We start from the raw sequence: 12113 nt of genomic DNA, 5'->3' as shown, positions 1-12113 counted from the left end.
ATAGCCTTTCCTGGTGAGAAATCCAATGAAAGGCTATGACTCTTTCTTTAAATCTGCTTGTATGGAAAAAGCCTCCCTAAAAAGTATTGCCCGTAACATATTTTCCACAAACCACCCTTCGTTATCTTTATTAATCTGCAAAACAACCTTCACATCAAATTCAATTAAAGAGAATGTTTTTCTATCTTTATCACCACACAACACCACAAGATACACACCCACATTTCACCCCCATTATTGACTCCTAAGCAACGTAAATTAATTCGTGTACCTCTCCATTAAAAGGTGAACTAAACGCATTATAAAGAGTAATAAAGGTCTTAAATGACCTGTTTCAAACCATAGTTACCTCGATATAAAACCAGTTTGGTATGGTATAATTACAGAAGGGTTAATTTTTGCTTCAGGAGGTGAAAAAATGACGATCAGCAGCATCATATTGGTGGTGGCGGCAGTCTTTATCGGCGCCTTGATGCGGACGATGTTCGGGTTCGGTGAAGCGATTGTCAGCATGCCGCTGCTTGCCTTACTTCACATTCCGCTTAATACTTCGGTTTCCCTGATTGGATTGGCTGGTCTTACCGTTGCTTCACTTACCGTCGTTAGCGGATGGCGGCATATCGAACGCTCGGTTTTAATCAGGTTGGCGACTTCAACATTCATCGGCATACCAGCCGGCCTCGCATTGCTGCATTACGCACCTTCTATGATCATCACTTCTGCACTCGGTGTTTTTTTGATTGCATATGGGGGATATTCTCTTGTAAAGCAAAAACTTTTTCAGGCTGTGGATAAACCCTTACTCAACTCGAAGGGCTGGGTATGGCCTTTCGGTTTTGCGTCGGGAGTCCTTGGCAGCGCCTATAACTTTAACGGAGTGCCGGTCGTCGTCTATGGAACGTTACGAAGATGGAATCCAGATCGATTTCGCGGAACATTGCAAGCCCATTTTCTTATATCCGGAATCCTGGTCGTGACGGGTCATGCGCTTGGCGGACTGTGGACCGTCGATTCACTTATTCTTTACGCTTATTCCATTCCAGCCATATTACTTGCGACAGGTCTTGGAATCTTCATGAATAAGCGAATTCCTGCGAAGAAATTCGAAAGCTATTTATTCTTTATCATCATTGCGCTAGGTGTACTATTATTAATTACCCATGACTGATAACCAAAAGCCTGATTTCTCATTGAAACAACGAGGAATCAGGCTTTTTTCAGGACTAATAGAATCATAGTTGAATCGTCAACCTCGGATATCCCGTTTGTTATATCCGATAAAACCAACAGCCAGTAATACTATGGCTATGATGGTAAGCATGGATACTTTCATGAAGTCGATATCTTCAACAGGAAGTTTCGGAATATGGCCAAATGGTGTTAGTTTATTCATCCATTCCGGGAATTGAAGCATTCCTCCTAAATAAACGACTAAGATTGAGTATGTCAAGTAAAGCCAAGTCAAGCCGGATAATTTTGGTGCAAAGCCAATAAACAGCACGGCAATGCCAATCATGATCCACATCGCAGGCAGGTAGACCATTGCTGCACTGTATAAAGTGCCGAAAGCAATCCCTTCATCCATCACTGAATTCCCGACTGCCCAAAGACCGATTGCAGCAAGCGTAATCATAAGAAAACCGCCAATAACGGAGATGATAAGATAGCTGCCCATAAGCCTTGTACGGGATACAGCGCGACTCAGTAAATGTTCAGTAAGATTCTTTTTTTCTTCCCCTTTAAGCTTTAACATCGCCATTAAAGGCGGAATGGTGCATATCATGGAGATGACTGACATCAACATTGTCAAGAATTGTTCCGTCAGCGAATAGCCTTCAACTGGCGTCAATAGTTCGGCCATCATTTCATTTTTTGCAAAAAAGGATTCTAAATCACCTAAAACGGAACCGTAAGAAGCTCCTAAAATGAACATCCCGGCTGCCCACGCAATTAATCCTGTACGCTGAAGCCTTAGCGCGAGACCAAGCGGACTTTTTAAAAACAATGAAGCATATTTTCTGCCAGGCTTAGCCGGTATGAATCCAGCTTCCAAATCACGGATGGCATTCAAATATAGTGATAGTACAACCAAAATGATTGCCGCACTGATCGTAATGATGATTGGCCACCAATAATTATTCACATATACCTCTGAACCTAAAACCCAACCCAATGGTGAAAACCAGGAAAGTGTTTCATTGCTGACATCCCCTATCGCCCGAATAAGATAGGAAAGAAGCAAAACAGTGATGGAATAACCAATCGTACCTCGCGCACTCTCCGTAATCTGGGCAAATAATGCCGTTATCGCCGAGAAGAAAATACCGGTTGCCCCTAACGCAGCTCCATACATAAGGGAACCTTCCAAATCCATGCTTTCAATTCCCAGAGCATATAATCCGAAACCCGTTATTAACGCGATCAATGCATTCGTACCAAACGATACGGAAATGGTTGCATATAAATTAGCCAACCGGCCAGCCGGCAAAGAACGGATCATTTCGATACGGCCGTCCTCTTCATCTGCGCGTGTATGGCGCGTAACAAGTAAAATACTCATTATCCCAACTGCCATAGCGGTTAAAAGTAACATTTGATGCGCCATCATCGCTCCGTTTGTATAGTCATCCAGGCCGTAACCTTTCCCCACCATCGCTGTCATTGCAGGGTTCTTCATCGTTTCTGCAATAGTTTGCCTTTCTAGCCCAGTCGGGTACAGATCGGTGAATGCCATTGCAACCATAAAGGTAAGGACAGATAGGGAAATTATCCAAACAGGTATCCGAATCCGATCTTGCCGTACGATGAATCGGGAGAGTCTTCCTGTATTCTGGTAGGACTGATTCGCCATTATAACGCACCTCCCGCCCGAGAATCAGAAGTCTTCCTTTCACCTTCATAATGGCTCATGAATAAATCTTCCAATGTAGGCGGCGCGCTTTCCAATTTCACAATTCCAAATTGGCTTATATACCTCATAACATTATCCAATTCATCTGTATCCACTTGGAATGAAAGTGCTTCGTCTTTCTTCACGAAATCCCGAACACCGTTTACACTCCCTAAAGCAGGAATAGGCTGCTTCGTTTCGATAAGCAAGCTTGTTCTCGTTAAATGACGTAACTCATCCAATGTTCCCGTTTCAATTATTTGTCCTTGCCGAATGATGCCCACTTTATCGCATAACCTTTCCACTTCAGAAAGAATGTGACTGGAAAGTAATATGCTTTTCCCTTCATTTTTCGCATCCATCACACACTCCTGGAAAACTCTTTCCATCAATGGATCTAAACCTGATGTTGGTTCATCCAATATATAAAGGTCGGCATCAGATGAGAAAGCAGCAATCAAAGCAACCTTTTGCCGGTTCCCTTTTGAATATGTCCCGCATTTCTTGGAAGGGTCCAAATCGAATTTTTTTATAAGTTCTTCGCGTCTGCTTTTATTGTTTGCCCCGCGTAATTCAACAAATAGATCAATAACTTCCCCGCCTGTTAAGTTGGGCCATAGGTTCACATCTCCTGGAACATACGCGATCCGCTTGTGAATTTCAACGGCATCTTTCCATGCATCCATGCCAAAAATCTTCGCTTCTCCATCCGTCGCTTTTAAAATCCCGAGCAGCACACGGATCGTTGTCGATTTTCCAGCACCATTAGGACCGATGAATCCAAATACCTCACCTTTATTCACTTCAATGTTCACACCATTTAAAGCGGTAAACTTTCCAAACTTTTTCGTTAAATTCGTTGTTTTCAATACTGACATTCCTCATCCACCTCTTCCTCTGAAAAGAAATTATGAAATATTTCTATCGATTTAGTTCATAATATATAAAATAATAATTCCTGACAATAGTTTATGAACTTATTTTATTGTTCTATTACATATTTTTAATTAAACTAAGGTTGAGGTGAAACAAATGGACGGATTTCAACGACGCAGGGAACAAAAAAAATTGAATATACTAGAGGCTGCATTAGCTTTGTTCATGGAGTATGGTGTCCAAAAGATTTCGATAGGAGAAATAGCCAAAAAAGCGAATGTATCTCAAGTAACGATATATAATTACTTCGAAAGCAAACATAACCTAATTCATGAGGTTTTTGTTTATTATACAGATAGGGCATTGGATGAATTTGAACAAATACTTGCCAGCAACATTGCTTTCCCTGAAAAAATAAAACAACTCATGTTCACGAAGAATGAAACTGCGAAACAAATTCATGAAGATTTTTATCAATATTTAATGAGGGAATATACTTCCGGTATCAATTATATGGAAAAAATATATACAGAAAAGGCCCTGCCACGCTTTATTGATCTGTTTAACCAGGGGAAGGAACAAGGATATGTTGATCCAAATTTATCTAATGAAGCGATTTTATTTTATATAAAAGCGATGAATGAATATATCCAACGGGAAGAGGTTTATCAAAGCATCCTGCCTTTGACTGAGGATATTATGAAGATTTTGTTTTATGGGATCGTTGGGGAAAAAGAGAAATGAATTAAAAAAACGGTGTGAATCGATATCTCCAATTCACACCGTAAAATCTTAAGAATTTCCTGCACTCTTTAAGTCAATGTTAATAATTTGGCTGAAGTGTAATGATATTTCTCGATTGATAAATCAAAAACGGCTCCTGCATTAAATGGTTAAGTTCCCTTCGTATATTGTCACGGCATGGCCAGAAAGTTTAACTGTGTCTTCCGATACTTCAACCTTCAATAGTCCTCCTCTTTCCGATGCCTGATAGGCTATGGTGATACTTTTGTCCAGCTTGTTTTTCCAATAGGGTCCGAGACAACAATGGGCTGAGCCCGTTACATAATCTTCGTCAAGGCCTTGGGCAGGGGAAAAGAAACGGGAAACGAAATCATATTCACCGCTATCCGATAGACTAGTTACAATGACGCCCCGAATCTGCATTCGGGCAATGGAATTGAAATCCGGCTTTAAATTCCTTACGATTTCTTCTGATTGAACTTCGACTAGATAATCCCATTTGTTTTGTCCAACATACACAGGCACAACACCTAAAGCTTTTATCAGTAATTCAGGGGCAGCGGTCTCCTGTTCGATTAATGACGGAAATTCCAACTGAACCATTCCATCAACGAATTTTGCATTGAGAATCCCGCTTTTCGTCTGATAGGCAATTGGTTTATCCCTTGGCACGTATCCTTTACCCCACAAAAAGAAAGAGCTTGCCAGTGTCCCATGTCCACAAATCGGGATTTCAACGGAAGGTGTGAACCAACGCAGCTGCCATTCGCCTTTATGAAGGTGAATAAACGCAGTAACAGGCATATTAATCTCTTTAGCTATTCGCTGCATCCACTCGCTATCACTTTCCCCGGTAAGCAGGCAGACAGCCGCAGGATTTCCTTTAAAAGGTTGATCTGTAAACGTATTAATGATGGTTAATTCCAAAAAATGCCTCCTTAAATGGGATTGTCCGTAATACATTTCCACAATGAAGAACACATTTCCTTTATGGTAATCACCCTTACCTGTTTTTAAGGAGTTCTCTTTATCTCATAAAATGAAAAAGATCACCATATAGCGGTCTTTTCGAATTCTATATTTTTCAGTTTCAATATGGCGTCCTCGATTAAGCCCCTTTATGGACTCGGATTCCAAATGATTGTTAACGTTGTTATAAAAATCCGGTAATTCTTGTAGTCCATTTCGAAACCTAAAGGGTTTTCACTAAAATAGACAGCTTTATAAAAAAAGCTGCCCATCCACCTTGCTGTAACAAAACACCCTACCGTTTCCTTACAATAAATGTATCCCCAAGCAGTTCCCAATTCTGGGGAAAAGGATAACCAAGTACCCAATAACTGAGACCCCTTGACCTGTAAATCTTCACCAGGTCGAATTTGGCTTTAGCACTGCGTGCGTCCTCAAACCAAACTTCATGTGTGCGTCCCTGATTATCTTTGTACCTATAATAAGGTGATTGGGCTGTCTCGTCATATTTTATTTCTACATTATATTGGACGGCGCGTCTGATGGCTTCCTGCATGTCGAAAGTCTCTGCTTCCTGCCCCTCTTCATGAGGAATAAGCCAGTCCCGTGCATAAATTTGAAATCCTATGAAGATTTTATTTGTTGGTATAGCCGTTACGGCATAGTCAAGGACACGCTTTATTTCATTAATGGGAGAGATTGCCTGTGGCGGCCCTTTTCGGTAACCCCATTCATATGTCATCAGCACTACGAAGTCTAGCAGCCGTCCGTGAACTGGATAATCATGTGCCTCAACTAATGGTCCCTTTTGATTGGCGCTAGTTTTTGGGGCAAGGGAGGATGACACAAAGTAGCCCTCAGGATGCAATCGATCCACTGCTCTTTGGAGAAAGCGATTATAGAAATCACGGTCATCTGGTGCTACACTTTCAAAATCGATATTCAACCCACGGTACCCTTTATCTTTCATCGTTTTTATGACGTTCGTTAATAATTTTTCCACTAAACTTAAATCGGAAAGTATCGTATGTGCAAGCTGAGTTCCCGCTTCCGTCGCGGAAAAATTCGTTATGCACATCATGGGTATTACGCCAGTTGACTGTGCCGCCCGTATCGTCGGGGTGTCATCTATGGCTTCTAAGCTGCCATCTTGCCTCATTCTATAACCAAATGGACTTACGTAGGTCAAATCGTAGGCCACTTCACGTACCTGTTCCGCACCGGCTTGCCCGTAAACGTTTGTAAAACCATTTACATCAATGATGGGTTTTGGTTTCTGGGGAATCCTTATTATCAGTCCGATATAAATATTGGACGGATCTGTAATCCGGTTCATCTGCATTATGGCTTGAACTGTCGTTCCATAACGTCTTGCTATATCATAAAGGGTATCTCGTTCCCTTACGGTATGATAAATAACCGGGATGGTTAGTCTCTGCCCTGGATAGATAGCAGAAGGATTTGTGATGCGATTCGATTGCATGATTTCCTGTACCGTAATTCCAAACTTATTTGCGATTTTATTTAGAGTATCCCCTTGCTGAACCCTGTATCGAAGATAAGGTTCAGGAATCAAAAGTGCTAGACCAATCACTAGCTTATCTGGATTTTCAAGGCCATTGATCCGAACAATTCGGTTGGTACTGACACCATATTGCTGGGAAATTCCCCACAACGAATCCCCCCTATTCACCACATGGATTTTCACATGCACTGCCCCACTTTCCTTCAAAATATTCCATTCATTTTATTCCCTAAATAGTCCTAATATGTTTTTTTGAGTTCAACATTCCAGAATCCTTAGTTTTTTCGCTCTTATTGTTTATAATTTTTGTTTCCCATTATGAGCCAGGATTCTTTATCTAAGAAAAACAAGAGAGTGATTTCAGTAGAGGAAAAAAGTTAAACAAATCCACCAAAGACAGGGACATTGCCAAAACCGTACCTATAACGGTGACCGTGTAGAAGCTGGATCCATATCTATCAGTACGACAAAGAGATGTTACACGCGAAGCTGGTGGTCATTGCTGGGGAATTTGCAGAGGTAGGCGCAGCAAACTATGCGAAATACCAGGGAGCAACCCAAACTTTTATCTTCCTGACTTTCATGCTTAATTTATTTTGGAATCTTCTTAGACCTATTGCAAAAACGTGAAGCATTTTGAGCTCCCTATTTCCATAGCTGAAAATCATTATAGAACGAGAAATAAAAAAAAGAGCGATTGCTAAGAAATGCAGTCGCTCTTTTTTTGTTTCGACTCTTCCATTCAGATCCCGAAAGCCCATTAATTCGTGGTCAATGTTAATAATTTGGCGGAAGTATAATTATATTTCTCAATTGAAAAATCGAAAACGACTCCCGCTTTTAAGAAGACCGTATTTTCAACAATTAAAGTCGGATCTCCTGGTTGCAAGTCCAAAAGCTTTGCATCATCGTCATTTAGTTTCTCACACGAAATGATTTTATCTGCAAAACCAATATTCAACTTTAAATCCTCGACTATATATTCATAAATGGAACCATTTGCAATTTCTTTATTTAAAATGGGAATGATGTCTTTATTAAAAAAGGATTCTTCTATTACAATGGGTTCACCATTTAAGTACCTAACCCGTTTGAGGTTATAGATTTTGGTATTCACATTACATTTCATTTGTTCGGCCAATTTTTCATCAGCTTCTATTAATTCCAACTTCAGCACTTTACTTGTCATTTCATCCTTTGCAAACTCTTTGGTTAAGCCATTCATATCCTTCATAGAAATACAGCCGGGTCTGGAAAATTCCCTTAGGAATATGCCGCTACCTTGAACTTGATATATATAACCCTGTTCAACCAATATATTGATTGCTTTTCTTATGGTATTCCTGCTGACATCGAACTTCTTCATCAACTCTTCTTCAGTAGGTAACTTAGTATTTAATGTATATTTTCCATCTAATATTTCTTTCTCCATTTGTTCTACGACCATTCTATACTTTACACCCATATTTCCATATACCTTCCTCTATACATAATGATTTCGAACGTTTTCGAACAATAGTTTAGACTAAAAGAGAGGTTTTCTTTACAATAGTTTATTTCATAACGATTGTAAAGAAACCTCTGTTTCTTTTTAAATCAACTAACTTTTTCAATTGGGGTTTCTTGTTCCAGTGCTACTTTATCAAGCATTTTAACGAATGGGAAATATACCACGGTAGCCATACCCAATATAGCTAGTTGGACGACTGCCCCTTGCCATCCCGATAATAAAAAGCCTGAAATGATTGGCGGGGTTGTCCACGGGACCTGTACCGCTGTAAATGGATGGATAAACCCTAAAATAATTGAAAAATACGTCATCAATACGGCAATGACAGGAACCAAAACAAATGGAACGATCATTAAAGGGTTAAATATGATGGGAAGCCCGAAAATGATTGGTTCATTAATATTGAATAAACCTGGAACCAGGGACATTTTAGATAACTGATTCACTTGCTGTGATTTAGCGACAAGCAGCGCTGCTGCAATTAAACCTAATGTTATGCCCGCACCACCGAATTTCGCGTAAATATCCACTAGCTGAACCGTAACGATTTTTGCATTTCCGCCTACGGCCAGCGTGTTACCGGCATCTATGACAGCTTGATTCGCCAAGGCATTTGAAGTTAAAATAGGTGCCATGATTCCCATCACGATATTCGGACCGTGTAATCCAAACCACCAGAAAATGGATATTAGTGCCATGATAATGATGATTCCAGGTAATGTATCTGATAGATTTTGCATGGGGATCTGTAATACTTTATAAATGATTTCAGTCATTGATACGCCTTGAATCTTATCACAAATGAGGAAAATGAACATCGATAATAACATGATCACAAATCCAGGAACTAATGCCGAGAAGGCATTTGAAACACCAGATGGCACGCTTTCCGGCATTTTGATCCTGATATTTTTTTTGATGAACCATGTGTAAATCGCACCGACAACCAACCCTACCAATATGGATGTTATCATCCCTTGTCCGCCTGTCCAGGCTTTAGGAATGACTCCGCCAACCACTTCCCCAGAAGGACTTTCAACAAATGAATTGCTGAGAATCAAAAATGAAATGATACCGATTATCCCTGCTGGAACGGCTTCAATATTGCTTGCTTTCACATAGGAGTAAGCGATTCCAAAAACGGCTATGAGAGCAAGAATGTCAAAGGTGGCTCCTGTAACTTGATTCAATGGCACCATCCAATCTGCACCAAATAAATTAGCCATGATTTTATTCCAATTCTTGATCGGCAGGTTTGCTATTAATAAGAAAATGGAGCCAATAAGTGTCAACGGCATCGTAAGTACGAAACCATCCTTAAGTGCTACGGTTGCTTTTGCATTTGAAAATTTCATGAATGCAGGCATCATTTTCTCGAATAGTTTTTCAATACGCGACATAACTACCCCTCCTAGTCAAAAGTGAATGATACTTACTAAGTAAGACTGACCTTATCCTGGAAATGGATTAGGTCAGTCTTTTTCATGATGTCTGAAAGCGTTACAGCTCTTCTCCTCTTGTTTCAATAATGTGCTTATACCAATGGAACGATAACTTCTTCTTTCTTTCCAAATTATTTTTATGATCCACATAAATAAAACCATATTGTTTTTTATAGCCGTTTAACCAGCTTAATAAGTCAATGACTGACCAAGCATAATAGCCTTTTAAGTTAATTCCTTCACTTATTGCGCTTTTAATCACTTTTAAATGCTCTTCAATATACTTGATTCTTGGGACATCGACAATTTCACCATCTATGATCGGATCTTCGTCGCCCAGACCATTTTCAGTGATATAAAGTTTTACATCGCCATAACGATCCTTCAGCATCCTTAAGCCATCCAAGAAGCCCTCGGAAGAAATTTCCCAGCCCCATTTTGTATATACTTTATCCTCCATCATGACCGTTCTGTATACACCGTCGAATGATGGGTTGCCAGGTTTCCCGGTCGACTTATCACGATCAATTTTCGTGCTTTCAATCGCTCCATCAATTTTGGCCACCCTTGCTGGCTGATAATAATTCAAGCCCATGAAATCATTGTAATCAGCCGTATCCTTCAACAAAGTCAACTCTGCTTCTGTCCAATCAGGTGTCAGGCCTTTTTCCTTCAAGGCATCCACTACATAACTTGGATATTCCCCTTTTAAAATCGGATCATAATACCAAAATGTTTGATAGTGATTCGCATGCATCGAGGCAAAAATATTTTCTTCTTTGCCATCAATGCTAAAAGCAGGGTTAAAAACATGTGTTATGCCAATTTCTCCGTAGTACTTTAAGCTTTTATAGATTTGAACGGCTTCAGCATGAGCCACGAATACATTATGAGTAGCTTGAAAGTATTTTTTTTGATCGTTTACAAGGCCTGGTGGATGGGCTCCATTCAAATATCCTAATGTGCAGAATACAACGGTTTCATTAAAAGTGATCCAATGTTTCACCCTGTCACCGAAAGCCCTGAAACAAACCTCGGCGTATTTAGCGAATGCCCGTATCGTTCTTTTATTCACCCAGCCCCCGTCCGCTTCTAAACTCTGTGGTAAATCCCAATGGTATAGTGTAACGAACGGGACGATTCCATATTTCAAACATTCGTCTATGACATTATTGTAAAATCCGATTCCTTTTTCGTTTATTTCACCGTCACCGTCCGGGATGATGCGCGCCCAGGAAACTGAAAATCTATAAGACTCCAATCCCATTTCTGCCATTAGTTTTATATCTTCTTTATATCTATGGTAATGATCAATCGCTAAATCACCATTTGTATTTTCGAATGTTTTACCTGGAATCTTTGAAAAGACGTCCCAATTACTCAGCCCTTTTCCATCTTCATTCCAGGCACCCTCCACTTGATATGATGCAGATGCAGCTCCGAATAAAAAGTCTTTTGGAAATTTCATGTTGTACCTCCCACTATTGCTTTTTCACTAGATTCAATGCTGTTTCTAAAACCTTCTTGCCGTTCATCATGCCATAGTCCATTGTATTTATCACCTCGACAGGAACCGATTTCGGTTCGCAAACGGCTTTTGCTTTAGACAGAAGGAACTTAACTTGGGGTCCTAATAGAGCCACATCAATTGAATCTGCGATCTGTTCCAATTCAGATTCTGGATATGCATTGATTTCTACTTCCAAACTATTTGCTTGAACTTCTTTTTTCATTTTTGTCACTAACATACTTGTTGACATTCCTGCCGAACAGAACAAACCGATTTTAACCATTGTCATTTCCCTCCAATTTTTCTTTTAATGCATTTATATCTTTTTGCATCGAAATTAGATTGTTTAATAGTTCTTTCACTAGAATGGCATTCATTAAATGATCCTGAGCATGAATCATTAAGATGCCAATATCCGTTTTGTTTCCATTTGCCTCATTTGTTATTAATCTAGTTTGGGCTTTATGTGCTTCTAGTAAGGCTGTTTCCCCTTGATGTATCAAATCCTCTGCTTCTTCATATTTATGGTCCCGCACAAGGGAAATCGCTTGATAAAAGTTGGATTTGGCATCTCCCGCTCCAGCAATCAAGCCAAATATGATCATCTGTACATCTTCTTCAGAAGTATAAGGCATCTAAAATACCCC

At 40.0% G+C, this 12113-nt stretch carries 12 protein-coding genes; 2 read left to right on the top strand and 10 right to left on the bottom strand.

All coding sequences use genetic code 11. From position 1 onward, the window contains the following. Positions 1 to 33: 33 nt before the first annotated feature. Entirely contained in the window at positions 34 to 222 is a 189-nt protein-coding gene (locus ABOA58_RS03695) for a hypothetical protein (RefSeq protein ID WP_350301256.1), read from the bottom strand. Positions 223 to 418: 196 nt separating this feature from the next. Here ABOA58_RS03695 and ABOA58_RS03690 point away from each other — a divergent pair, with 196 nt between their 5' ends. After that, complete coding sequence (locus ABOA58_RS03690; RefSeq protein WP_350301255.1) at positions 419 to 1168, top strand: sulfite exporter TauE/SafE family protein; 750 nt, start codon at positions 419 to 421, stop codon at positions 1166 to 1168. 78 nt (positions 1169 to 1246) lie between these two features. Here the strand turns inward: ABOA58_RS03690 and ABOA58_RS03685 are convergent, their stop codons facing one another. Together ABOA58_RS03685 and ABOA58_RS03680 are read right to left on the bottom strand one after the other, a co-directional pair. Further along, on the bottom strand, positions 1247 to 2851 hold the full coding sequence (locus ABOA58_RS03685; protein WP_350301254.1) for an ABC transporter permease: 1605 nt from the start codon (positions 2849 to 2851) through the stop codon (positions 1247 to 1249). After that, on the bottom strand, positions 2851 to 3768 hold the full coding sequence (locus tag ABOA58_RS03680) for an ABC transporter ATP-binding protein (RefSeq protein ID WP_350301253.1): 918 nt from the start codon (positions 3766 to 3768) through the stop codon (positions 2851 to 2853). Before ABOA58_RS03680 ends, ABOA58_RS03685 begins: the two co-directional genes overlap by 1 nt. Before the next feature lie 154 nt (positions 3769 to 3922). On the opposite strand from ABOA58_RS03680, the gene ABOA58_RS03675 reads away from it, so the two are divergent. After that, the gene (locus ABOA58_RS03675; RefSeq protein ID WP_350301252.1) at positions 3923 to 4510 is read left to right on the top strand and encodes a TetR/AcrR family transcriptional regulator; all 588 of its coding nucleotides are present in this window, start codon (positions 3923 to 3925) and stop codon (positions 4508 to 4510) included. A 141-nt stretch (positions 4511 to 4651) separates the two neighbouring features. Here ABOA58_RS03675 and ABOA58_RS03670 read toward each other — a convergent pair whose 3' ends face one another. The 7 genes from ABOA58_RS03670 to ABOA58_RS03640 form a co-directional block, all read right to left on the bottom strand. Further along, positions 4652 to 5437, bottom strand: a complete 786-nt coding sequence (locus ABOA58_RS03670; RefSeq protein WP_350301251.1) for a PhzF family phenazine biosynthesis protein — start codon at positions 5435 to 5437, stop codon at positions 4652 to 4654. Between the two features lie 337 nt (positions 5438 to 5774). Then, the gene (locus tag ABOA58_RS03665) at positions 5775 to 7187 is read right to left on the bottom strand and encodes a LysM peptidoglycan-binding domain-containing protein (RefSeq protein WP_350301250.1); all 1413 of its coding nucleotides are present in this window, start codon (positions 7185 to 7187) and stop codon (positions 5775 to 5777) included. 577 nt (positions 7188 to 7764) lie between these two features. After that, positions 7765 to 8469, bottom strand: a complete 705-nt coding sequence (locus ABOA58_RS03660) for a GntR family transcriptional regulator (protein WP_350301249.1) — start codon at positions 8467 to 8469, stop codon at positions 7765 to 7767. Positions 8470 to 8600: 131 nt separating this feature from the next. Beyond that, on the bottom strand, positions 8601 to 9914 hold the full coding sequence (locus ABOA58_RS03655; protein ID WP_350301248.1) for a PTS sugar transporter subunit IIC: 1314 nt from the start codon (positions 9912 to 9914) through the stop codon (positions 8601 to 8603). A gap of 100 nt (positions 9915 to 10014) precedes the next feature. Then, the gene (locus tag ABOA58_RS03650) at positions 10015 to 11424 is read right to left on the bottom strand and encodes a glycoside hydrolase family 1 protein (protein WP_350301247.1); all 1410 of its coding nucleotides are present in this window, start codon (positions 11422 to 11424) and stop codon (positions 10015 to 10017) included. A gap of 13 nt (positions 11425 to 11437) precedes the next feature. Continuing rightward, positions 11438 to 11749: a PTS sugar transporter subunit IIB gene (locus ABOA58_RS03645; protein ID WP_350301246.1), complete on the bottom strand. Its 312-nt coding sequence runs from the start codon at positions 11747 to 11749 to the stop codon at positions 11438 to 11440. Further along, entirely contained in the window at positions 11742 to 12101 is a 360-nt protein-coding gene (locus ABOA58_RS03640; RefSeq protein WP_350301245.1) for a PTS lactose/cellobiose transporter subunit IIA, read from the bottom strand. The genes ABOA58_RS03645 and ABOA58_RS03640 overlap by 8 nt, the downstream gene beginning before the upstream one ends. Between the last annotated feature and the right edge of the window lie 12 nt (positions 12102 to 12113).

This window comes from Peribacillus frigoritolerans (genome assembly GCF_040250305.1).
Taxonomy (GTDB): domain Bacteria; phylum Bacillota; class Bacilli; order Bacillales; family DSM-1321; genus Peribacillus.
This window is presented reverse-complemented; position numbering and strand designations above follow the sequence as displayed.

Bases quoted from the DNA above. Each gene is read 5' to 3' on its own strand.
- ABOA58_RS03690 (WP_350301255.1), top strand. From the start codon at position 419: ATGACGATCAGCAGCATCATATTGGTGGTGGCGGCAGTCTTTATCGGC.
- ABOA58_RS03685 (WP_350301254.1), bottom strand. From the start codon at position 2,851: ATGGCGAATCAGTCCTACCAGAATACAGGAAGACTCTCCCGATTCATC.
- ABOA58_RS03645 (WP_350301246.1), bottom strand. From the start codon at position 11,749: ATGGTTAAAATCGGTTTGTTCTGTTCGGCAGGAATGTCAACAAGTATG.
- ABOA58_RS03680 (WP_350301253.1), bottom strand. From the start codon at position 3,768: ATGTCAGTATTGAAAACAACGAATTTAACGAAAAAGTTTGGAAAGTTT.
- ABOA58_RS03655 (WP_350301248.1), bottom strand. From the start codon at position 9,914: ATGTCGCGTATTGAAAAACTATTCGAGAAAATGATGCCTGCATTCATG.
- ABOA58_RS03660 (WP_350301249.1), bottom strand. From the start codon at position 8,469: ATGGGTGTAAAGTATAGAATGGTCGTAGAACAAATGGAGAAAGAAATA.
- ABOA58_RS03675 (WP_350301252.1), top strand. From the start codon at position 3,923: ATGGACGGATTTCAACGACGCAGGGAACAAAAAAAATTGAATATACTA.
- ABOA58_RS03640 (WP_350301245.1), bottom strand. From the start codon at position 12,101: ATGCCTTATACTTCTGAAGAAGATGTACAGATGATCATATTTGGCTTG.
- ABOA58_RS03650 (WP_350301247.1), bottom strand. From the start codon at position 11,424: ATGAAATTTCCAAAAGACTTTTTATTCGGAGCTGCATCTGCATCATAT.